A 23,047-nucleotide genomic window follows, 5' to 3' on the forward strand; every position below is an offset into this window, starting at 1 on the left:
CGTCGCGTATGGGGCAAACTGGAGCCACGGCGCGGGCTCGGAGCACCGAAGCGCGAGAATTGATGCGCAAATTTCCCAAAATTTTTTACCAGCCACTCAACACGTAGCGCAGTACGCTTGTTTTAGGACTAGCCCGGTGGTTCTGGGAATAGCTTTTCGCCTTCTCGCCCGTGTGAACGGTATCCTTGGCGTACTTCTGAGGTCTGATCAGTAAGGATTCAGGGATGGCGGGTTCGTTCTCAGGTCAAGTTCAGAACTTGATCGCGAAGATCACGAAGCCTTTGATGGCGCCGGTTTGCGGGTCGGTGTAGGTGTTGTCGCGCACGGGCTTGGGTCTTGCCGGATAGCGAACGTCGGTCGGCTTGGCGTTTTTGCTGCCGTTGGACAGATCCACGAGCAGGCCGCCATAAAAGACACGCGGTTCCTGAGGTTTGGATTGGGTTTTCGTGGCTGGACTTGCGATGGCTTCCGCGCCTTTCTTTCCTGATTGCGCCTGCATTGCAGGCCGACCCCCCGGAGCGTTTTGAGCCAAAGACGTCACGCTGAAGGAGACAGCGGCCAGGATGAGGAAACGGAAGAGCGGATTCATGCGGAACATTCCATCACAAGCGGGCGCTTTGTCAAAAGCTGAAAAATCTGATTTCCATGCTTGACAAGAGATTCTGCCAAAAGAACATTTGGTAAAGTTCCGCGAAGGCGCCTGCCGCATCCGATACGACTAATGCCTATGCTGACAATCTACGGTAACCGATCCCGTTTCTGTGACGGAATCTCGCGACGAAATTTCCTGAGAATCGGCGCGCTCGGCCTGGGCGGCCTGAGCATGGCCCAGCTTCTGCAAGCCGAAGCGGTGGTCAAGGTCGGGCGATCCCACAAAGCGATCATCATGATCTTCCTTCCGGGAGGTCCCTCGCACCAGGATATGTTCGACTTGAGAATGGATGCGCCAGCGGAGATTCGGGGTGAATTCAAGCCGATCAAAACCAAAGTCCCCGGAATCCAGATTTGCGAACATCTGCCAAAGCTCGCTGCGCTCATGGACAAACTCGTGCTCATTCGGTCCATGGTTGGCGCGGAAGATAACCATTACGCGTTCCAATGTTTGACGGGCCGTCACATGCGCGGCCAACCGCCCGGCGGCTGGCCCGCTCTGGGTTCAGTCCTTTCGAAACTTGGAGGCCCGGTCAATAGCGCCGTCCCGCCTTATGTCGGGTTGTCGCCGAAGATGGGACATGTGCCGTGGTCGGACAATGGCACGCCGGGATTTCTCGGTGTGGCCCATGCGCCCTTCACACCGAACAAAGGATCGGCTCAAGGCGACATGGTGCTGAACGGCGTGACGTTGGACCGCCTGTCCGACCGGAAATCCTTGCTTGTCAGTTTCGATCAATTTCGCCGTCAAGTGGACGCCCAGGGTTTGATGGAGGGACTGGACGCGTTCAACCAACAAGCGTTCGGCGTGCTGACCTCCAGCAAACTGCTCGACGCGCTCGACGTCGGGAAGGAAGACCAGAAAATCCGCGATTGGTACGGCAAGGGCGATCCCAAGAACCGGGACGATGGCGGGCCGAAACTCATGGAGCATTTCCTGATTGCGCGGCGATTGGTGGAAGCCGGAGCGCGTTGTGTCACACTCGCCTTCAGCCGGTGGGATCATCACGGCGATAACTTCGGCGCGCTGCGCCAGGACTTGCCTTTGCTCGATCAAGGTGTCAGCGCTCTCATCGAGGACCTGCACCAACGCGGGCTGGAGAAGGACGTCTCGGTCGTGATGTGGGGTGAATTTGGCCGGACGCCTGTGATCAACAAGGACGCCGGGCGCGATCATTGGCCGCGAGTTTCTTGCGCGATGCTGGCTGGCGGTGGGATCAAGGCTGGGCAGGTCATTGGAGCGACGGACCGGCTCGGGGGCGAAGCGGTCGAACGCCCCGTGCAATTCGGCGAAGTGTTTGCCACGCTGTATCACAATCTCGGAATCGATGTGAACAAAATGACCGTTCCCGACCTGGCCGGGCGTCCGCAGTACCTGGTGGACAACGGTTATCAGCCGATGCGCGAACTGATCTGACGCATGCTGACGATCTACGGTCCCAAAGCGCGATTCTGCGACGGCATTTCCCGGAGGAATTTTCTCAAGATCGGCGCGCTCGGACTCGGCGGACTGGCGTTGCCCCAACTCCTCGAAGTCGAATCTAGGGCAGGGGTCCGGCGCTCTCACAAAGCCGTCATCATGATTTATCTTCCGGGCGGCCCGCCGCACCAGGACATGTTCGATCTCAAACTGGATGCGCCTCTGGAGATTCGTGGAGAATTCAAACCGATCCCGACGAAAGTCCCCGGCATCCGGATTTGCGAGCATCTCCCGCACATGGCGGGAATGATGGACAAGCTGGCGATCCTCCGGTCGGTCGTCGGCGCGCGCGATGAGCACAGCGATTTCCAGTGCATGACTGGACGGCTGTCGCGCGATCAGCCGCCGGGAGGCTGGCCGTCGTTTGGCGCGATCATTTCGAAGCTGCAAGGCCCGACGGATCTCGCTCTTCCTCCGTTTGTCGGTCTCGAACCGAAGATGCAGCACCGACCTTACAACGCCGCGAATCCCGGTTTCCTGGGCGCACAGAACAGTTCATTCAAACCCGGCGGCGAAGGGAAGTCGGACATGATTCTGAACGGCGTGACGCTCGAACGCCTCGCGGACCGGCGTACGCTTCTCTCCAGCTTCGACCAATTTCGGCGCGAAGTGGATTCGAGCGGTTTGATGGAGGGATTGGACGCGTTCAATCAGCAGGCTCTTGGCGTGCTCACTTCCAGCAAACTCCTCGCTGCTCTGGATTTTCAGAAGGAAGACAAACGCATCATCGAACGGTACGGGAAAGGCGATCCCAAACCGCACGGCGACGCCGCGCCCATGCTCACGGAACAATTCCTGGTCGCGCGGCGGTTGGTTGAAGCTGGAGCGCGTGTCGTCACGGTCGCTTTTGGATTCTGGGATTACCACGGGAACAACCACAAACATGCCAAGGCGGATTTGCCGTTGCTCGATCGCGGCGTCACGGCGCTCATTCAGGACTTGCACGAGCGCGGATTGGACAAAGACGTTTCCGTCGTGGTCTGGGGAGAATTTGGCCGCACGCCGACGATCAATAAAGACGCCGGCCGCGATCACTGGCCGAAAGTCTCGTGCGCGGTGCTGGCAGGTGGCGGGATGAAGATGGGCCAGGCCATTGGCGCCACGGACCGGCTCGGCGGCGAAGCCAGCGAACGGCCGGTGGATTTTCAGGAAGTCTTTGCGACGCTCTATCATAACCTGGGGATCGACGCTAACAAGACCACCATCACCGATTTGTCCGGCCGACCTCGTTATCTGGTGGATGGGTTTCAGCCGATCCACGAACTGATCTAAACCCCAATATCATCGAGACCATGACAAGATTTCCCTTCCGCCTCTGGATCGCCCTCGCGGTGCTTGCTCTGGCCAAACTCGGCGCGTCCGGTCCGCGGGCAACCGAAGTCCAGGCCGCCAAAGCTGAAGCGAAGATTTCCGGTCTCCAGATCCATTTCGCGAGCGAGGCCGGCCCGCAGCCTGCGGAAAGACTCCTGTTGAAAGGCGGTGACGCCCGGCAGCAGTTGCTGGTGACGGCGACGTTGGAAACGGGTGGCCTGCGGGATTATACGCACCAGGTGACTTACTCCGTCGCGCCCGAAGGCGTGGTCCGAGTCGACAAAAGCGGTGTCGTCAGTCCGAGCAGTGATGGCGCAGCCAAGATCACGGCTCGAAGTCCCGATGGGGCAATGGCCACGCTTTCAGTCAAAGTGGATGACTTTGCTGCGGTCACGCCTGTCAACTTCCCCAACCAGATCGTCCCGATCTTCACGAAAGCCGGCTGCAACGCCGGCGGGTGCCACGGCAAAGCGAGCGGCCAAAATGGTTTCAGACTTTCGCTGTTGGGTTTTGAACCCGCGGAAGACTACGAGCACCTGGTCAAAGAGGCCCGCGGCCGGAGATTGTTCCCGTCCGCGCCTGAAAATAGCCTGTTGCTTCTCAAGGCAATCGGCGCTCTGCCACACGGCGGGGGCAAACGCCTGGAGCCAGATTCCGATGATTACAGCCTCGTCGTGCGCTGGATCAAACAAGGCATGCCCTACGGCAAGCCCACCGACCCGACCGTCGCCCGCATCGAAGTCTTTCCCAAGGAGCGCACGATGTCCTTCGGTGGCGAACAACAGATCGTCGTGCTGGCGCATTACACGGACGGCACCAAAGAAGATGTCACTCGCAGCGCGCTCTACGAGCCGAACGACAAGGACATGGCCCGCGCCGAGGAATCCGGAAAGGTCCAGTTGTTCAACCAGCCCGGCGACGTAGCCGTGATGGTTCGGTATCAGGCCAAAGTCGCCGTGTTTCGAGCCACGATCCCGCTGGGCGCGCCCGTCGCCAGTTTGCCCGCGCCGAGAAATTTCGTCGATGAATGGGTTTTCAAGAAACTCAAAACCATCGGCATGCCGCCCGCGGAAAACTGCGATGACGCGACGTTCCTGCGCCGCGCCGCGATCGACATTGCCGGGAGGCTCCCGACACCGGACGAAGCGAGGCGATTCCTGGAAGATAAGAGCGCCGACAAACGTGACCGGTGGATCGACACGCTTGTGGACAGTTCGGATTACGCGGATTACTTCGCCAACAAGTGGAGCGCATTGCTTCGGAACAAGCGCGGCGCGCCGACACATGTCCGGGGGACTTACGCTTTCCATGCCTGGATTCGCGACAGTTTGCTTTCCAACAAGCCCTACGACCAATTCGTGCGGGAAGTGGTCGCCGCGTCGGGGGAAATTGGAGAAAACCCGGCCGTGGCCTGGTATCGCCAGGTCAAAGACATGACGCTTCAGCTTGAAGACACGGCTCAATTGTTCCTCGGCACGCGGCTGCAATGCGCGCAATGCCATCACCATCCGTTCGAGCGCTGGAGCCAGCAGGACTACTACAGTTTTGCGGCGTTTTTCAGCCAGGTGGGCCGGAAGGCCGGCACGCGGCCGGGCGAGGAGATTATTTTCCACAAACGCGGCAAGCCTGAGGCCACGAACAAGAAAACCAAGCAATCGGTCATGCCGGCCGGTTTGGGCACGAACCCGCTGGAGTTGGCGCCCGACGAAGATCCGCGCCAGGCGCTCGCCGATTGGATGGGGAGCAAGAACAATCCTTACTTTGCCCGCTCACTGGTCAATCGCTACTGGAAGCATTTCTTCGGTCGAGCGTTGGTGGAGCCGGAGGACGACATCCGGGAAACCAACCCGGCCACAAATCCGGAGTTGTTGGATGCGCTGGCGAAGCATTTCATCGAGAGTGGATTCGATCTGAAAGATCTCGTGCGCACTATTTGCCGCTCGAAAGTCTATCAACTCAGTTCGGCGCCGAACGACCACAATAAAGTCGATAAACAGAATTTCTCGCGTTACTACCCGAAACGGCTCACCGCCGAGGTGTTGCTGGACGCGGTCAATCAGATGACGAAGTCGGAGAATCGCTTCGACGGTTTGCCGGCCGGTATCCGCGCGATTCAACTGCCGGACAATAGCTTCAACGCCAGTTCCTACTTTCTCACGGTGTTTGGCCGCCCCGAGATGTCGAGCTCGTGCGAGTGCGAACGCTCTCAAGACGCCAGCCTCGCTCAGAGCTTGCACCTTCTCAACGCGAAGGACATTCAGGAGAAACTCGCGAACGACAAAGGCCGCGCGGCGTTGCTGGCCGCCAACAAACAGCCGGACGACGCGAACATCCGTGAGCTTTACTATTGGGCCTACGCGCGGGTGCCGGAAGAAAAGGAGTTGAAACTGGCCAAGGGCTACCTCGAGAAGAAAGCGGACAAACGGCGAGAGGCTTTCGAAGACATCATCTGGGCGCTCATCAATACCAAGGAGTTTCTCTTCAACCACTGAATCTTGATTGAATGAAGCGCGCCGACGCCCACGCCAACCGAATCGGCTGTCCGGAATTTCGCCGCCTCCTGTCCATCGAGCGGCGCAGCTTTCTTAAAACAGGCGTGCTCGGCCTGGCGGGACTTGGTCTCTCAGATCTCCTCCGGCTTGATGCAAAGGCGGCCGCTGCCGGACGAACGATCTCACGGGAGAATTCCGTGATCATTCTCTGGATGCGGGGAGGGCCGAGCCAGCACGAAACCTGGGATCCGAAACCGGAGGCGCCTCTCGAGTATCGCGGAGAGTTTGGAGCCATCCCGACGAGTGTCCCCGGAATTCAGATTTGCGATCTGCTTCCGATGAGCGCGCGTCTCATGCGCAAATGGTCCATCATCCGCAGCCTCCATCACGTGGACGCCGGGCATTCGTCCGCCGATCAGATTTGCTTCACGGGCTATCCTGCAGCGCCGGAGGTCCCGGCTGAAGGACCGGGTAACATCATGCCCAGTTGCGGCGCCATTGTGGCGAAACAACTCGGCGACAAGAATCCTCGCCTCCCGGCCTATGTGATGATTCCGAAGATGGTGCCGGGAACGGGCGCCTCCTACCTGGGTTCGCGCTGCAGCCCATTCGAAACGATTGCCGATCCGGCCAGAGAGGGTGCCTTCAAAGTGCCGAACCTGGGTTTCCCCGTCGGCATCTCCCTGCAGCGTCTGAGCGGAAGACGCGCTCTGCTCAATGGACTCGACTTATTGCGGCGCGAAGCCGATCGCAGCCGCCAGATGGAAGCGATGGACGAATTCGAGCAGCGCGCCTGGGAAATGCTCTCCGGCCAGGCGGCGCGCGAAGCGTTCGACCTCGACGCGGAACCTCGCGCAGTGCGCGAGCGCTACGGATTTATTCCCGAGTTCAAGGCGCCAACTCCGGATCGATGCGGGGTGCCGGCGTGGAGCCAGCGTTTTCTGCTCGCTCGACGGCTGGTCGAAGCGGGCGTGCGGTTGGTAACCGTGGACGTTCGTTGGTGGGACACTCACGTGCAGGGCTTCGATACGATGCGGAATGGCTTCCTGCCGCGATGGGATCGCGCCTATAGCGCCCTCATTGACGATCTCGATCAACGCGGCTTGCTCGATTCCACGATGGTCGTCGCCTGGGGTGAATTCGGGCGAACGCCAAAAGTGAATGCCGGCGCGGGCCGCGATCACTGGCCGAACGTGTTCAGCGCGGCTGTGGCCGGCGGCGGAATTCAAGGCGGTCGAGTCATCGGATCCTCAGACGTAAAGGGCGCCGAACCGGCCTCTGACCCCAAGACACCCCAGGACGTTCTCGCGACCATCTATCGCCATCTGGGAATCGACACGACCGCTCAATATGCCGATCATTCGGGCCGCCCGCACCCGGTGCTCCCTTCCGGCAGCCCGATTGAAGAACTGTTTTGAACTCGCTTGTGATGAAAAAGAACCTGTTTCTGTTCTTGCTGATCGTCACTCACGGGTCGCAAGCCCAACTCCCGGTCGCCAGGCTGTCTGCGGTTTTTCCGCCCGGTGGGACAGCGGGTTCCAGCTTGGAAGTCAGCGTTTCCGGGGTTGATCTCGATGACGCGGCCCAGATTCACTTCTCGCAAAAGGGAATCGAGGCGAAGCCGAAAACCGGCGAAGGTGGCCTGCGCGCCGATCCCAACAAGTTTCTTCTCACGATCGCATCCAATGTGCCGCCCGGCATCTACGAAGCCCGAATCGTTTGCCGGTTCGGCATTTCCAATCCGCGGCTGTTCGTCGTGAGTGACCGGCCTGAGTCGAACGAGCCCTCGAACAATCAGTCCGCCTCTTCGGCGTCAGAACTCGCTCTGGACACAGTCGTGAATGGCCACGCGAATGCGAACGCCATCGATTACTTCCAATTCCCCGTAAAGAAGGGTCAAAGGATCATCGTCGAGTGCCTGGCGAAGGCCATCGATTCGCGCATGGCTCCGGTGTTGATTCTCCAGGACACCGAGGGTCACGAACTGGACCGCAATCGGCGCGGCGGCGTCCTCGATCACACGGCGCTGGCCGACGGCAAGCTTGTCCTGAAGGTTCATGATTTCCTCTACCGCGGCGGCGAGGATTATTTCTACCGGCTCAGTGTTGGCACCGGACCGCACCTGGAATTTGTCTTTCCGCCTTGCGGCAGACCGGGCGAGAAAGGTCAATTCACGCTTTACGGGAGAAACCTCCCCGGCGGAACCCCGTCCGAGTTCAAACTCCACGGGAAGATTCTGGACAAACTGAGCGTCGAGATCGAACTCCCCGCGAATCCGGCCGGTAACGAAGTCGCTTCGTTCGACTTCGTGGCGAAACCGTCCGATGCACCGGTCGATAGCTTCGGATACCGCCTCGGCGCGCCGCAAGGGGTCTCCAATCCGGTGCCGATCAGTTATGCGGTGGCGCCTGTAATCCTGGAGCAGGCTGTAGCCGATAAACCGGAGGCGGCTCAGAACGTGACCGTGCCTTGCGAATACGTTGGGCAATTCCATCCGAGAAACGACCGCGATTGGATCACCTTCGAGGCCAAGAAAGGCGAAGTGTTTTGGATCGAGGTCTTCTCGCATCGGCTCGGATTCGCCACGGATCCCTTTGTGGTCGTTCAGCGCGTTTCGAAGAACGCCAAGGGCGAAGATCAGGTCTCCGATGTCCAGGAATTGTCCGATCTCGCCACGAATATTGGCGGGCCCGAATTCAACACCGCGACGCGCGATCTGGAAGGCCGACTGGAGATCAAGGAAGATGGCGCGTACCGCCTTCAAATTCGCGACCTGTTCAATTACGCCGAGGACGACCCGCGCCTGGTGTATCGCCTCGTTCTCCGCAAGGAGTCGCCGGACTTCCGGCTCGTCGCGCTCCCGCAACCGCCCCCGCCGATCAATCGGGACAACAAGGAAGCTTTGCCCTGGACGCCGTTCCTGAGAAAAGGCGAGACCATCGCGATCAAAGTCCTTGCCTATCGCCGGCACGGCTTCAATGGCGACGTGCAGCTTGCTCTCGAAGGGCTTCCGACCGGCGTGCATTACAGCGACACACATATCGAGGCGGGCAAAACCTCGGCCACGGTCCTGGTGACGGCCGAGGAGAAAGCTGCCGCCTGGGTGGGAACGGTCAAGGTTCTCGGCAGAGCCCGAATTGGGACAAATGAAGTCGTCCGTCAGGCCCGCGGAGGTTCCATTATCTGGACTATTCCCGACTACAACAATGAACCGGTGCAATCGCGCATCGAAGGCGGCCTCATGCTTGCCGTGAGCGATAAGGAGGCGGCCCCCATCTCGGTCGGCGTCGAAGACAAGCTTTGGGAAACTTCCCTGGCGGGCAAACTGCAAATCCCGATCAAAGTGCTCCGCCGCGGCGATTTTAACGACGTCGTCAAGCTGAAGCCTGCCGGGATTCCTCCCGTCGATCCCATGAAAGAAATCGACGTCGCTGGCAAAACGAACGAAACGATGCTGACGCTTGATCTGACGCAACTGAAGATTCCCGTCGGCACGCACACGATTTTCTTGCAAGCGCAGACCAAAGGAAAGTATCGGAGGCTGACGCCCGATGAAGTTAAGGCCGCCGAAACCGCGTTGAAAGCGGTCGAGGATGCGGTCAAGCAAGGCGAGAAGGAAGAATCTGATCTTGCTGCCGCCGCAAAGAAAGCGGATGAAGCGTTCACGGCGGCGAAGAAGGCTGCTGACGAAGCTGCGGCTCACGCCAGAACCGCGGGCGAAAGGCTGGCTTCCGCGAAGACCGCCGCGGAGAAAACCACTTCCAACGAAGACCTGGCCTCGGCCAAGGCCGCGGCCGAGAAGGAAGCCTCGGAGGCATCTGCGCGCGCGAAAAACCTGGCGGAGGCGAAGGCCACGGCGGAACGGGCGTTCCAGGAAGCCTCCGCCAAGGCGAAGGAGGCGCAAACAAGGAAAGAACTGGCCGCGAAACACGCCCAGGAAGCCAAGCAAATGGTGGACAAAGCGCAGCCGAAAGATCTCAACCTGACTGCGCTCTCCGTGCCAATCCAGGTTAAGGTCACGCCCGCGCCCATCACGTTGTCCCTGGAATCCGACGCCACGAATTTGACGCCGGGAGCGAAGACCGAAATCCAGGTGAAGATAACGCGCCTTTACGGCTTCAGCGATCCGGTGAACCTCAGTTTCGCCCTGCCTAAAGAATTGACCGGCCTTAAAGCCACCGCCGCGACCATTGAGAAGGACAAGACGGAAGGGAAACTGGTCATCGAGACCGCCGCGGACGCGAAGCCGGGCCAGCACCGTTGCACGCTCCAGGCTTCGCTCAAGCTCAATAACCAGGATTTGAAAGTAGAGCAGCCCTTCTCGCTTAAGATCGCCGCCGCAAACAAACCGCAATAGGCAACGCCGGAATCTGACGACGGCGGTGTAAGCGCGGCCGTGCAACGTTTGGAGTCCACCTCTCCGTTATCTCTGTTTGCTCCTGTTGAAATCCAATCCCGTCCATCTACCGCACCAAAGCCAAACCCACGGCGCCCGCTACTGCGATCCCTCCTCCCAACAGCGATCGCACGCTGGGTTGCTCGCCTTCCACAAACCGAGCAAACGGAATCACGACCAGAGGAGCAATGGCGACGATCGGCAGCACGATGCCCGTCGGCGTTGTCAGCAACGCCCACTGGTAGCAGCCCACGCCGAGTGTTGGGCCGCTCAAGGCGTTGATGACAATCCACGGCCACGCCAAGCGCCATTGCTTCCAAATCCGCAGTGAGCCGCCCAATTCTCCGGTCAAGTCGCTGGCGAACCTGAACTTTGAGGCATGTTTCACGAGGAACAAGAACACCGTCGCAATGAACCAGCCCGCGAGAATACGTTGGTAAGCCGCCGTCAGGCCGTCGATGGGCTCTCCCGCCGCTTTTGCAATCAGATAAGCTTTGCGGCTCAGCACAGCGCCGAAGCCCTGGCCAAAGGCGGCGAGAACACCGTAGAGAGTCCCGATCAGCAGAGCCCGACGCGTTGCGTTCAAATGCGTGCCAGGCGCCAGGGCCATCGAAACGCCGCCCAGGATTACTAGGCTCCAGCAGATTTGCGCGGGCGTAAGCGTGGTTCCCAACCACAACCATTCCGTGACCGCCGCAAACGGCGCCGCGAAACAGTGGACCAGCAGGACAGAAAGTCGCGAACCCAGGCGAGGCAAAGCCTGGTATAGCGCCGTGTCGCCGATTCCGAAACCGACGCATCCGCTCAGCAGGAACATGGGCAAGGCTTCACCGGAGAGGCCTTGCCCGAAGCCGTGCGCCCAGGCGGCCAGGAAGAGAACCGCCAGCGTGATTCGCAGAAAGTTTGCCTCCAGCCCGCCGAGCATCTTGGCCAGACGATTGGCCGACACCGCGGACAGGGAGAAGAAAACCGTGGACAAGAACGCGGGAACCATCGCGCGGAAGTTTCCTGGTCCGGTCTCCGTTGTCACGCCCAGAGTTAGACTCGGCCGCACGCATGGGGGCATCTTGAGATTGCCAGGATCGTGGTGAAGGTTCCGCTTCCTTTCCCCTCACCCCGACCCTCTCCCATCGGATCGAGCACCGTGACCAGCGATCAAAATCAACGCGAACCTGCGATCATCTGGATTCGTAAATCCGGACCAACTCACGCGGATCAGCGCCGAGCGAATACTTCAGCATGATGCGGCCCATGCGGAGATAAGTTCGCGCAATCCCCAGCTTCTGAAAGCGCCTCATCGACGTGGTGACGGTCGCGCGCGCCAGCTTCAGACGCCCGGCGGCGCGCAGTTTCCGGCAGAGAACAAATTCCTCCATTAACGGCATGTCAGGGACGCCTCCGATGCGCTCCAGGATATCGCGTCGAACGAATATTGCCTGGTCTCCCAGCAGAGGCCCGCCCAGACGGAAGAGCAGGGCGCTTCGCCAGCGCGCGCCGAGGCTTAAGAAATGATGTTCACGAAATGTTTTCCGAAATCCGCCTCCGACCACATTGGAATCGGCAAGGCAGGTGTCAATCGCCCGTCCCGCGTCCTCCGGCAGCCAGGTGTCGGCGTGCAACAGCACGATGACGTCGCTCGTCGCCTGCGCGGCGCCCTTGCGCAGTTGCCCTCCGCGGCTTGGAACGGCGGTGAGAATGCGGCCCCCCAATGCTTCCGCGACAGCCGCTGTGCCGTCGATGCTGCCTCCGTCGACCACGATGATGTCCGCAACCTCCCGAACACTTCGCACGTGCCGGAACGTTTCCGGCAATTCACTCGCCTCGTTCAATGTCGGAATGATGACGGACAACGCGTTCATGGGAAAGCGTCCTTGGTCTGATTGCCATGCTCTCGCGCCATGAACCAGGTAGGGCGAGTCCGTCCCGGCGAGCCGTTCGACGTGCCTAGACCACGTCCGACTCGGCTCGCTGGGGACAGGCTCGCCCTACCGGTTCACAAGAGTTGGTGAGCGCAACGGAAGCGGATGTTCGAGAAGGAAAACAAAATCGCCGCAGGTGTTGCTCGCGAATGCGGGCCTGCGGCGATTGCGAGATTGTATCAGATGTTGAATCAAGCCGTCGCTTATTTCAGGACCGCGTCGTGGAATTCCTTCCAGTCATCCAGATTGTTCAAATTGATGGCGTCCTTGAATGCGCTGGCGTCATCGGGCAGGCCGTTGGCGGAAAGGATGCCCTTGCGCGTGGCGTCGTCGTGATCGTAGCCGCGGATCGCCGCGTTGAGTTTCTCGATCGAGCCTTTGTCGAGTTTGACCCCGGGTTGATTTTTGATCCACGCCTCGAATTGCGGATAGGTGGGTTTGCTGGTCTTGATGACGTTGATCACTGCATCGCGATTCAGTCCAAGCCCATCGATCACCATTTGATCGTAGCCTTTGCCGGCGCCAGGATAACCGGGCGCGAGTTTGCCGCTGGACTCCAGCAACAACTTGAGCCACAGACGAGGCAGGTGCAAAACACCCAGGGGACCGGCCACGCCAGAACTGATGAGAGGGACAATTGTATTCATAGGTAGTTTCTTGGTTATTGGAACTAGACCGGCAAAAAGTACAAAAGCAAGCGACCAGGGTCAATGCGAATTTGACTCGGCACAGGTTTCTCTGCACGTTGTATCTGTTTAGCGTAGCGCAGATTTGTAATCTGCCGAATCGCGGAATTGCATTCCGCCGAAGCTCGACAAGTTCCCGATCTCTGGAACTCGCCGAAGCGCCGCCGATTGCAGATCGGCGATACGGCAGAGTGCAACTCTGCGCTACGGCGGAAGGCGCGCTCAACACATACCCGGACGTTAATGCGGATGGGTTTCATGATGGAAAGCACGGCAGACAAACCGGTGGTCTCAACGAAACCTCGCTCGTCTTCGACCGAACTTCAGGTGCGTGGCATGACGTGCAGCGCGTGCGCTCGGGCCGTCGGCGCAGCGCTGGAGCGCGTTTCGGGAGTGCGAAGCGCGGAGGTGAATCTCACCGCGGGACGCGCTCGCGTCATCTGGACAGACGTCGAATCCAGCGACGCCCACAAGTTGATCGACGCGGTCAAAAGCGCGGGCTACGGCGCCGCGCTGCCGGCTTCTTCCGAACGCGCGGAGATTCACGACACCTGGTCGCCGTTCCGCGGCTGGCAATTCAACGTGGTCGTCGGAGCGATCGCCACCGTGCCGCTGATGATTGCGGAATGGATTCTCGGACTGGGCCCGGAACGAGCGTACCAGTGGGTGGCCTTTGCGCTTGTGACTCCCGTCCAGTTGGTGTGCGGCGCCCGATTCTATCGCGGTGCCTGGAGTCAACTCAAGGTGGGCAACTCGAATATGGACACGCTCGTAGCGCTGGGCTCGACCACGGCGTTCGCCTACAGCGCGTGGGGCTTGCTGTCGGGCGTGCCCGGCCATCTGTTCTTCATGGAGTCGGCCTCGATTATCACACTCATCAGCGCGGGACATTGGATCGAGACCCTGGTCAGCGCGCGCGCCGAAAGTTCGTTAAGGGCGTTGTTGAGCCTGGCCCCACCGACGGCGCGGCATCTTTCGGAGACCGGAGCCGAAAGCGAAGTTCCCGTCGCCCAACTTCATGTCGGCGACACCGTGCTCATCAAGCCGGGCGACCGAATCCCGATCGACGGCGAAATCCTGGAAGGCGCTTCCTCGGTGGACGAATCCATGTTGACGGGCGAGTCGTTGCCGGTCGAGAAGGGCAGGGGAGGGAAGGTCTATGCGGGCACCCTCAACGCGAGCGGCTTGTTGCAGGCGCGCGTCACCGAGACCGGGGAAACAACCGCTCTTGCGCACATTATCGAGGTCGTGCGGCGCGCCCAGAACAGTCGGGCAAACATTCAAAAGCTGGGCGACCGCGTGAGCAGCATTTTCGTTCCCATTGTGATCTTGATCGCGATGGGGACCGGACTTTGGTGGGGGTTCGCCTCCGAATCAGCCCTGGCCGCAAGCCAATGGCTCGGCCAATTCCTTTGGGCCGGCCATCACCCGCAAAGTCCGCTGGCCTCCGCGATCTACCACGCCGCGGCGGTGCTGATCATCGCGTGCCCGTGCGCGATGGGATTGGCCACGCCAGTCGCGATCATGGCTGGCGCGAACGCGGCGTCGGAACGGGGCATCCTCATTCGTGACGGGCTGGCGCTGGAAAAAGCGGGTCATCTCAACGTCATTCTCTTCGACAAGACCGGCACGCTGACCCAAGGCAAAGTGACGGTTGCCGCCGTGAAAGAATTCGCGATGGACTTGCCCCATCTCCTGAACGCGAAGCAGATCGCCGCGTCTTTAGCCCGGCCTTCACAACACCCGCTCAGCGCCGCCGTGGCCAGGCTCGCGGAGGCGATCATTCCCGTCGATGTCTGGCAGGAGCGCCGTGGCTGTGGAGTTGAAGGAAGCTTGAAGGCATCGTCCGCTGCCGTGTCGGACGCGACGTGGCGGCTCGGTGCGTTGCGCTGGCTGGAGGACGTGGGCGTTGAGATTCTTCCGGCCGCGGAATTCGCCCGGGGCTGGTCCGCGCAAGGAGCGAGCATTCTAGGGCTGGGCCGCAACGATCGTTTGGCCGCAACTTTCGCGCTCGTGGACGAGCTCAAACCCCATGCGGAGCAGGTCGTCGCGGAGTTGAAAGGGCAGGGGATGACCGCCGGCTTGATCACCGGCGACAACAAACTCACCGCGGCTGCGATTGGCGAATCTGTCGGAATCGAGCCAGAAAACATCTTCGCGGAAGTCCGGCCCGTTGAGAAAGCCGCCATCGTGCGGGAGTTTCAGGAACGCGGACGGCGCCTCGCCTTCGTCGGGGATGGGATCAACGATGCGCCGGCGCTGGAGCAGGCGGATCTGGGCATCGCCGTCACGTGCGCGAGTGACGTGGCGAAGGAAGCCGCGGATATTATACTGCTGCGGTCCGATCTGCGCGCGATCCCGGAAGCGTTGCGCCTGGCGCGAGCCACATTGCGCACGATCAAGCAGAATCTCTTCTGGGCATTCTTCTACAACGCGGCCGCGGTGCCGCTGGCCGTGTTCGGCTTTGTCAGTCCGGTCGTCTCGGCGCTGGCCATGGGGTTGTCCGATCTCATGGTCATCGGCAATGCGCTGCGCTTGCGGTTGTTTGCACGCTCCTCGCGCGACAGGGATTGATCCGGTGGAGAACACTTTCGCCGAGGTCGGGCGTCAATTGCCGACCCGGTGAAAACGCTCCGCGGCTCGACTCGGGGCGTCAGCGTGCGTGTCCTGGCTGACGGGCGTGTGGCATGGCGGCCAGATGGAAGTCAGTCCGAGTTAATCGCTCTCCCGGAAAGCTTGCTGCCCGCCTAAGAGCGTGTCCGAAAATTCCGCGGGGTCCTGTTTTCGCGCCAAAGGCCGGATGGCGAGGCGCGACGAAGGAGAATATCCTCCTTGGATCTTCGACTGAGGAGCAACGAAGCCAGGCGGCCTTTGGCGCGAAAACCCTCCGGGCGGCGGGTCTTTTGTCCGTGGCCTGCGTTGGCTCGGTCCTTACAGCCCGCGTTGGGGATGCTCGGACCTCGCCGCCTTGGCCACAGCCAAAATCCCTCGCCGCAGGACCCCGCGCAATTTTCGGACACGCTCTAAGTGAAAATGCCCATGCGCACGACCGGGAATGGATCGACGGTCGGATTCGCGAACCCATTTGGCTCGACTTCGCTTCGGGTCGCGGGTACCTCTGACTCCGAAGCCAACGTAATTTTAGCAATCCCATGAGCAAAGCAACCATGCGCGCTGTCGGAGTGGTCCCGTCCAAACGCGAAGTCTGTCTCGTCGAGCATCCGGCGCCCAAGATCACCGGCGCGTACGACGTGAAGGTCCGATCCCTGGAAGTCGGAATCTGCGGCACGGACAAAGAGATTTGCACGTTCGTGTATGGTTCGCCTCCGAGCGGTTCGGAATACTTGGTTCTCGGTCACGAGTCGCTCGGCCGGGTGGTCGAAGTGGGCGCGGGCGTCTCCGTTTTTCAGCCCGGCGATCTCGTGGTGCCCTCGGTCCGGCGGCCTTGCCCTCACAGCCACTGCGTGCCGTGCAAACAGGGCGTCCAGGATTTTTGTTTCACGGGCGACTTCACCGAGCGCGGCATCAAGATGACCCACGGCTTCATGACCGACTATTACGTCGAGGAAGAGCAGTTCCTGACCTTTGTGCCGCCCGAACTGCGCGATGTGGCGGTGCTGGTGGAGCCGCTCACCGTGGCTGAAAAGGGCCTCGCTCAAGTCTGGCAAATCCAGCAACGCTTGCCCTGGGCGGCTCCCGAAGGCGCGGAAGGAGGCCGCGGCCTGGGCCGGCGCGCCGTAGTCCTGGGCGCGGGTCCCGTGGGAATTCTCGGCGCGATGGCGCTGCTGGTGAATGGATTTGAAACTTACGTGTACTCGCGCTCGCCCGCGCCGAATCCAAAATCCGAACTCTTGGAAAGCATTGGCGCGAAATACATCTCCTCAGTCACGACCCCGCTGGAGGAATTCGCCCAGCGAGTCGGCACAATCGACGTGGTCTATGAAGCGGTGGGTGTCTCGAAGATTGCCTTCGAAGTCCTGACGATTCTCGGCACAAACGGGGTCTTTATTTTCACGGGAATCCCCGCGCCGCATCCAGCCATTGACGTGGACGCCGATCTCATCATGCGGAATGTCGTGCTGAAAAATCAGGTGCTCGTGGGAACCGTGAATGCTGACCGGCCCGCCTTCCAGGCGGCGATCCGCGATCTGGGCACGTTCTTGTATCGGTGGCCCGATGCCCTGCGCGCTTTGATTACGAGCCGAAACCGCATTGATTCTTACAAAGACCTGCTCCTCAGCGACCGGACCGGCATCAAGAACATCATCGCGTTCGATTGATCTGAAATCGCTGCTTGCCATCGCCGAGGAAGAGGTCAAGGCGGTGATTCATTCGCTGCCCGATGAACTCCAGCGCGAAGCCCAGAAGCTGCCCGTCAGCTACGACTCACGCAGCGACGAGGACCTGAAAAGGGACCGCCTGGATGAAACTCTCGGACTTTTCGTGGGCGCCTCGCATCTGGATGGATTGGAAGAGTCGGATAACTTGCCGCCGCAAATTATTCTGTTTCTGGTGAATATCTGGAACTTTGCGGACGGAGATGAGGCCATCTACCGCGAGGAAGTTCGAACCACTTACCTCCACGAACTCGGACATTACCTCGGCCTCGAAGAAATCGATCTGGAAGAACGCGGGCTGCTGTAGCTTCGGAGTTCACATGGGTCCGCGCGTCACTCCCAGTTGATTCAGCAGCTTCAACTCCCGCCACAGCGCGTTACCCGTAATCTCGCCCTGCAGGAGCTGACGATACTTGCCAATCGTGCGGACAACCTGTTCTTCAGATTCATTCAAGAACTCCAACCGAAAGCGCCGGACGCCAAGATTGAGCAAGCGTGTGACGTGCTCGGCGCCGGTCTGCGCCAGCCCGTTGAAGACGGTGTTTCGGCATCCGGCATCGGCCTTCAGCGGGTGTTCTGCGCCCACGCGGTCGCGGAGCGCGACGGCATGTCTGTCGCACGGCCTGCCGCAATTCCGGTAGTCGGTTCCATGGGAGAGGAAGGCGCAGAAGACACAGTGCTCCATATGAAACATCGGCATGTGCTGGTGAACGGTGACTTCAAACCATTCCGGCGGGGCCGATTGAAGCAGCGCCTCCAGTTGCCGAACATTCAAATCGTAAGAAGCGGTCAGGCGTACGAGACGAAATCGCGCCATGAAATATTCGGCGCTCAGCCGGTTCGCGATGTTGAGGGAAAAATCGCCGACCAACCGGCTGTCTTTGAAGAACGCCAGGTGATCGTAATTGCGCGCCAGATAGCCGTCCGCACCGCACGACTGCACTTGCTTCAGTATCCATTCTTCGCCCGGTTTGAAAATCCGCGGAGGAGCGACAAAGATCGCCCGCTGCGGATTCGGATCCACCGCTTGACGATTGGCTCTCGGCAATTGGCTCTCCGCAATGGAATGGTCGATTGACCGGGCCTGCCAGGCGTGAAACTGTTGCACGGCCTGGCGATACTTCCTCGGATCCTCAAATTCGCAGTAAAGCGTCCCGGCGTCGCACCGCACCGCGGCTTGCAGTTGAGCCAGGCTGCGAACCAGGACAATCAGTTGTACCGGCGAGTCGCGATGGTGCGCAGAGTCCTTCGAGCCGCAAATGTCCAGCGACGTCCCGCCGGGCGCAGAGGTGGTTGAGCCATCGGCCGCCGAGTTGAGCTTCCAACGCTTCGGCCGACTCCGGAGCATTTTCAAAGCGTCTATGGCTTCGCGGCGAAGCCGATTGATCTCGCTGATTGGGAGAATTAGATCCCCGCTCAGGTCATTCGCCAAATGGCGAAGCTTGAACGGCGTGCCGCCCAGCCGGCCCAGGTGCTGTCTCAGCAGTTCGGTGGTGAGCGGCTGCCTTTCTGCCAGGCCCAAAGGCATTACAGATGAAACCCGGACGACATGGCCCGCGTCGTCGCGGCAAAGAATCGTCATGGACAAGCCGGCGCATCCGTGGATTTCAAAGTCGAGCGGCCGCTGAAACCGGATTTGGTCGCCTGAGAAAGTCTGCCGGAGCCGATGGTCGAGGTCCGGATCACTCGTCTTCCAGACCTTGTCGCCAATGTGAACACGGCGAAAATCGATTTGGGAGCGCCCGAAGGAAATCGTGCATTCCTCCCTTTGTTGCGCCATTTTGTGAACTCGTCCGCCCTCCTCTTTTGCATCGGGCTTTCCGGCGTCAAAGACAATTCCGTCTCCCGGCTTGAGCGGCGCTACCAATTTCAGCGCGACCCGATCGCCTTCCACGCGAGTGACAGCGCCCAAATACACGCCGCGTTTCTTGCCGAATCGGGCGTGGACCAACTCCTGGTTGTTGACCCCGCGGAGCCAGCCCGCGGATAGGCCTCGCGAAAACGCCATCTCCATGGCGTAGCGAGATTCCCGGACGAGCGGAGTAATTTTCGTGAACGGAACCGGATTTGAAAAAATGTGATCCAGCGCTTTCCGATAAACCCGGGTGATGTTCGCGACGTATTCCGGACTCTTCAACCGTCCTTCAATCTTCAGGGACGCCACGCCGGCTTGAATCAAGTCCGGCAAGACTTCAAGTCCAGCCAAATCCTGAGGACTCAGCAGATACCGCCGATCCCCAAGAGGAACTCTCCTGCCGTCGCTGATCAGTTCATACGGCATCCGGCACGCTTGCGCGCATTCGCCGCGATTGGCCGATCGACCGCCGAGCGCTTCGCTGGTGAGACATTGCCCTGAGTACGCCACGCAAAGGGCGCCGTGGACAAACACTTCGATCGGCAACGTGGCACGCGAAGCCGAGAGATCCGTATCGTCCCCACGCTCTAACGCTCGACGCTCCGACGCACCAACGATCTTCTCAATCTCCGGGATCGAGCATTCGCGCGCGAGCACCACCAAGTTGCAGCCGAGTTCCCGGGCGAAAGCAACCCCGCCGGCGCTTGTGATCGTCATCTGGGTCGAGGCGTGAATCGGAAAATCTGGCGAAAGCCGGCGGATCAATCGGCAAATGCCCACGTCTTGCACGATGGCCGCATCGACTCCGGCTGAAATAATCGAGCGCAAGTATTGCTCGGCTGCGGGCAATTCGTCGGCAAAAATCAAGGTGTTGAACGTGACGTAACCATTCACGCCGCGCCAATGAAGGAACTCCATGAGTTCGGGCAAATCCGCTTCTGTGAAGTTCTGCGCGCGCATCCGGGCGTTGAACTTTGTCAGGCCGAAATAGATCGCGTCCGCGCCGTTCTCGACCGCAGCCCGGACGCATTCCCAGTCGCCGGCTGGTGCCAGCAGCTCCGGGCGGAGCAGGGCAGGGGAGGGCGTCGGGCTTTTCGTGGCCGTGCGCCCTTGAAGATGCATTGATTGATCAACCGTCGTCATCTCTCGAATTATCTTCGATCTGAGCAAAGCTACCTGGCGACGCACGATCCGCAACTTTAACTCTTTTGAGTCGCGCGCCCGCAACACCGCCGTTAGCTTGGCTCCCATGCGCGTCCTGATTATCGGCTGTGGCTACGTCGGAATGCCTCTGGGCGCCGAATTAGTTCGTCTTGGCCATGCGGTGTTCGGAATTCGACGTTCCGATACCGGCACCGAAGAAATGAAAGCGGCGGGCATCATTCCTTACATCGCCGATATCACCAAGGCTTCCCAATGGGTCAGGATTCCGAAGCCATTTGACTGGGTCGTCAATCTCGTGTCCTCCAGCAAAGGCGGGCCTTCGGAGTATCGCGAAGTGTATCTCAACGGCACACGCAACCTCGTCGAGTGGTTGACCGATGCGCCACCCAGAAAGTTTGTCTATACCAGCAGCACGAGCGTTTACGGGCAAACTGATGGCTCGCTCGTCAAAGAAAGCTCACCCACTGAACCGCAAACGGAGACCGGCAAATTGTTGCTCCAAACCGAGCAACTGCTTCTGAGCGCGGCAAAGTCGCCGAACTTTCCGGCCGTCGTTCTTCGCGTCGCGGGCATCTACGGACCGGGCCGCGGCCATTTGTTCCAGCAATACCTCAAGGACGACGCCCGCATTGCGGGCAAAGGAGAGCGCCTCATCAACATGATTCACCGCGACGACCTGGTTGGGATCATTCTGGCGGCCCTGAAAGATGGACGGCGCGGTGAAATCTACAATGCCGTGGACGATGAGCCCGTGGCGCAAATCCATTTCTTCCGCTGGCTTTCCGAGACGCTGGGCAAATGGATGCCTCCATTCGCGACCGATGAAGAGAACGCAGCGCGCAAGCGGGGTCTGACTCAGAAGAAAGTCTCCAACAGGAAGCTGAAGATGGAACTAAGTTATCAGTTCAAGTATCCGACTTTCCGTCAGGGGTACACCGCTGAAATCATCCGCCTGGAACAAGCCGGAGAACTGGACGTCAAACTGGAACCGAGGTGATTCGTTCGACCGGGGCCATTTACGGTTTTTCCCAGGTAGGTACATTGGTCAACTGCCATTTATTCGCACAATGTTAGTTATGATGAAATAGTGCGCCTATTCGGCCGTGCTGAAGCTACATGCGGGCCTGAATTCTGAGTTCAGTTCGCCTTCAGCCGGTCAGTGCCCAGATACTTGTGGAGAGGTTCCGGGATGGCGATGCTGCCGTCCGGCTGTTGGTAGGCCTCGATCAGCGCGACGAACAGTCTCGCCAAGGCGGTGCCGCTCCCATTGAGGATGTGTGGATGCCGGTTTTCTCCCGACTCAGCCTTGTAGCGAAGATTCATTCGGCGAGCCTGAAAGTCTTCGCAATTCGAGCAACTGGAGACTTCCAGGTAGTCCTTTTGGCCGGGCGCCCACACCTCAATGTCGTAGGTTTTGGCGCTCGTGAATCCCAGATCGCCGGTGCAGAGCTGCACGACTCGATAGTGCAAACCCAGTTTCTGCAGAACGGCTTCCGCGTGGCCGGTCATTCTCTCCAATTCGTCGTAACCATGTTCCGGCTTCACGATCTTGATCAGCTCCACCTTGTCGAATTGATGAACGCGGATCATGCCACGCGTGCCGACCCCCGCGGCGCCAGCCTCGGCGCGAAAGCAGGGACTATAAGCACAATAATGAATCGGCAAATCTTTCTCCTTAAGGATTTCTTCCCGATGAATGTTGGCCACGGGGGTCTCAGCCGTGGGAACAAGGTAAAGCTTGCCGAGCGTGCTCGCGTCTTCGCCTTCGCGCACGGCGTAGGCCTGGTCCACGGCTTTGGGGAATTGCCCGGTGCCCACCATGCACTCGCTCTTGACGATGAACGGCGGAGAAACCTCCACGTAACCGTGCGCGCTGGTGTGCAAATCCAGCAGAAACTGAATCAGCGCTCGCTCCAGCCGCGCTCCCCAGTTTGTGTAGAGCAGAAATCCGCTGCCGGACAGTTTGGCGCCTCGCGCAAAATCGACGAGTCGCAGCCGCTCACAAATCTCAAGGTGCGGCCTGGGAGCGAAATCAAACTGCGGCTTCTCTCCCCAGGAACGCACGACCGGATTATCCGCGGCGCTTCGGCCAATCTTGGCGCTTTCGTGCGGCACATTCGGCAAGCGCAGCAACAAGTCGTCGCGGGCCGCTTCGGCGGCGGCAACTCCTCGGTCCAATTCCGCGATCTTATCTGCGATCTGGCGGGTCTCGGCCTTTTTGGTCTCGGCCTCGGCCTCCTTCTTTTGCGCCATCAATGCGCCGATTTCTTTCGAGACGCGATTGCGCTGAGCTTTGAGCATTTCGACTTCGCTCAACAGGCTGCGGCGTTTTTCGTCCAGGGCGAGGATTTCATCGACTTTGGCTTGGTCCCCTGCCCCGCGCGCGGCAAGGCGTTCGCGCACGAAATCAGGCCGTTCCCGAATCAGTTTTACGTCCAGCATCGCGGCATTATAAGAACCGACTTTTTCGGAGCAAGGTGTTTAGTCCCAACCTCATTAAAGGCATTCGGTCCAATTCAAGCCGACCGGTTGTTTTGCGCCGCCCACCCTGGCCCTCTCCCTCAGGGAGTGGGAATATTCGTCTGCCACGTGGGAGCAAGGGCTTGGCACGCCAGACTGCCGGACGCACGCCTAAGTGGTCCGTTTCGTAAATACGCTCACGTTCGTTGCGCCCAATTTGGCCTGGGGCAAGGCGCGACGAGCGAGCATCCCCCGCCAGTGGGGCTGTGACCGAGGAGCAACGCAGCCCCAGGCAA

Annotated in this window: 15 protein-coding genes; 9 read left to right on the forward strand and 6 right to left on the reverse strand. The window is 59.9% G+C overall.

The features are described 5' to 3' along the window. Positions 1-250 precede the first annotated feature (250 nt). Complete coding sequence (locus tag FJ398_12240; protein ID MBM3838708.1) at positions 251-589, reverse strand: hypothetical protein; 339 nt, start codon at positions 587-589, stop codon at positions 251-253. 138 nt (positions 590-727) lie between these two features. Here FJ398_12240 and FJ398_12245 point away from each other — a divergent pair, with 138 nt between their 5' ends. The 5 genes from FJ398_12245 to FJ398_12265 are packed head-to-tail and all read left to right on the forward strand — an operon-like array spanning position 728 to position 10,291. After that, entirely contained in the window at positions 728-2,068 is a 1,341-nt protein-coding gene (locus FJ398_12245) for a DUF1501 domain-containing protein (GenBank protein MBM3838709.1), read from the forward strand. A gap of 3 nt (positions 2,069-2,071) precedes the next feature. After that, positions 2,072-3,403, forward strand: a complete 1,332-nt coding sequence (locus FJ398_12250; protein ID MBM3838710.1) for a DUF1501 domain-containing protein — start codon at positions 2,072-2,074, stop codon at positions 3,401-3,403. Between the two features lie 20 nt (positions 3,404-3,423). Continuing rightward, positions 3,424-5,934 carry a DUF1553 domain-containing protein gene (locus FJ398_12255; protein ID MBM3838711.1) on the forward strand — a complete coding sequence of 837 codons (2,511 nt, stop codon included), beginning with the start codon at positions 3,424-3,426 and terminating at the stop codon, positions 5,932-5,934. Positions 5,935-5,945: 11 nt separating this feature from the next. Further along, positions 5,946-7,352, forward strand: a complete 1,407-nt coding sequence (locus FJ398_12260) for a DUF1501 domain-containing protein (GenBank protein MBM3838712.1) — start codon at positions 5,946-5,948, stop codon at positions 7,350-7,352. A gap of 11 nt (positions 7,353-7,363) precedes the next feature. Next, a complete protein-coding gene (locus tag FJ398_12265; protein MBM3838713.1) occupies positions 7,364-10,291 on the forward strand; it encodes a hypothetical protein in 2,928 nt (975 codons plus the stop codon). A 106-nt stretch (positions 10,292-10,397) separates the two neighbouring features. Here FJ398_12265 and FJ398_12270 read toward each other — a convergent pair whose 3' ends face one another. From FJ398_12270 to FJ398_12280, 3 genes are all read right to left on the reverse strand, one after another. Beyond that, positions 10,398-11,324: a DMT family transporter gene (locus FJ398_12270; protein ID MBM3838714.1), complete on the reverse strand. Its 927-nt coding sequence runs from the start codon at positions 11,322-11,324 to the stop codon at positions 10,398-10,400. Positions 11,325-11,508: 184 nt separating this feature from the next. After that, the gene (locus FJ398_12275) at positions 11,509-12,189 is read right to left on the reverse strand and encodes a glycosyltransferase (protein ID MBM3838715.1); all 681 of its coding nucleotides are present in this window, start codon (positions 12,187-12,189) and stop codon (positions 11,509-11,511) included. A gap of 263 nt (positions 12,190-12,452) precedes the next feature. Next, the gene (locus tag FJ398_12280) at positions 12,453-12,896 is read right to left on the reverse strand and encodes a DUF5069 domain-containing protein (protein MBM3838716.1); all 444 of its coding nucleotides are present in this window, start codon (positions 12,894-12,896) and stop codon (positions 12,453-12,455) included. A 300-nt stretch (positions 12,897-13,196) separates the two neighbouring features. On the opposite strand from FJ398_12280, the gene FJ398_12285 reads away from it, so the two are divergent. From FJ398_12285 to FJ398_12295, 3 genes are all read left to right on the forward strand, one after another. After that, on the forward strand, positions 13,197-15,509 hold the full coding sequence (locus FJ398_12285) for a cation-translocating P-type ATPase (GenBank protein ID MBM3838717.1): 2,313 nt from the start codon (positions 13,197-13,199) through the stop codon (positions 15,507-15,509). A 593-nt stretch (positions 15,510-16,102) separates the two neighbouring features. Then, complete coding sequence (locus tag FJ398_12290; protein ID MBM3838718.1) at positions 16,103-17,215, forward strand: hypothetical protein; 1,113 nt, start codon at positions 16,103-16,105, stop codon at positions 17,213-17,215. After that, positions 17,148-17,579 (forward strand): hypothetical protein, encoded by a 432-nt coding sequence (locus tag FJ398_12295; protein ID MBM3838719.1) that lies wholly within the window; start codon positions 17,148-17,150, stop codon positions 17,577-17,579. Before FJ398_12290 ends, FJ398_12295 begins: the two co-directional genes overlap by 68 nt. Positions 17,580-17,588: 9 nt before the next feature. Here the strand turns inward: FJ398_12295 and FJ398_12300 are convergent, their stop codons facing one another. Continuing rightward, positions 17,589-20,249, reverse strand: a complete 2,661-nt coding sequence (locus FJ398_12300) for a U32 family peptidase (GenBank protein MBM3838720.1) — start codon at positions 20,247-20,249, stop codon at positions 17,589-17,591. A gap of 127 nt (positions 20,250-20,376) precedes the next feature. Between FJ398_12300 and FJ398_12305 the strand changes: the two genes are divergently transcribed. Continuing rightward, positions 20,377-21,288, forward strand: coding sequence for an SDR family oxidoreductase (locus tag FJ398_12305; protein MBM3838721.1), 912 nt, complete (start codon positions 20,377-20,379; stop codon positions 21,286-21,288). Between the two features lie 140 nt (positions 21,289-21,428). Here FJ398_12305 and serS read toward each other — a convergent pair whose 3' ends face one another. Beyond that, a complete protein-coding gene (gene serS / locus FJ398_12310; protein ID MBM3838722.1) occupies positions 21,429-22,733 on the reverse strand; it encodes a serine--tRNA ligase in 1,305 nt (434 codons plus the stop codon). Positions 22,734-23,047 lie beyond the last annotated feature (314 nt).

The sequence above is a fragment of the Verrucomicrobiota bacterium genome (assembly GCA_016871535.1).
GTDB lineage: Bacteria > Verrucomicrobiota > Verrucomicrobiia > Limisphaerales > SIBE01 > VHCZ01.